Consider the following 787-nt stretch of genomic DNA (forward strand, 5'->3'; position numbering starts at 1 on the left):
GGAAAGTCCCACAACCCCGACCATGCAACGCCCGCCGGCTATCACACATGGAACGGTTTAGCCTGATCCGCGTTCGCTCGCCACTACTAACGGAATCACTATTGTTTTCTCTTCCTGCGGGTACTGAGATGTTTCACTTCCCCGCGTTCCCTCCACGCACCCTATGTGTTCAGATGCGGGTCACCAGATCACTCGCGCGTCTGGCGGGGTTTCCCCATTCGGACACCCTGGGATCACAGTCCGGTTATCGACTCCCCCAGGCTTATCGCAGATTCCTACGTCCTTCTTCGGCTCCTAATGCCAAGGCATCCACCGTGTGCTCTTAAAAACTTGACCACAAAAGATCAAAAAACTACTTCACGAGAGAACCACGAAAACCAACCACACCCAACAACCACTCCCCAAAGGAAGCCATCATCACGCGCAGCCAGATCCAGGTTCATATTCTTGGAAATTGCTTCTTATAAAAGATGCTCGCGTCCACTATGTAGTTCTCAAACAACAACCCCAAACCACACACCCCACACACACCCCAAAAGAGAGGCAACCATGCGATCGGTGCAGCCAGGAAACCAGAAACAAACACGTACCAGACCCGCCGCAGCCAAAAACCACGACAAACCCGGCCCTGTTGCCTCAGGACCCAACAGTGTGCCAAACACTAAACCACCCAAACCCCCACCCCACCGTTCCAGGACACATAAAGCATCCGTACTGGGCAGAGAAGAAACCAGGCGACCGCTATTCGTTGATATTCCACCCTTGAGCACCCGCCGCAGAACAAACG

1 rRNA gene is annotated in these 787 nt (G+C 53.6%); it reads right to left on the reverse strand.

The window, feature by feature from the left end:
• Nucleotides 1–336, reverse strand: a 23S ribosomal RNA gene (locus AC5RV1_RS21345); the annotation flags it as partial.
• Between the last annotated feature and the right edge of the window lie 451 nt (nucleotides 337–787).

It is taken from the genome of Arthrobacter sp. Hb9-2 (genome assembly GCF_059091165.1).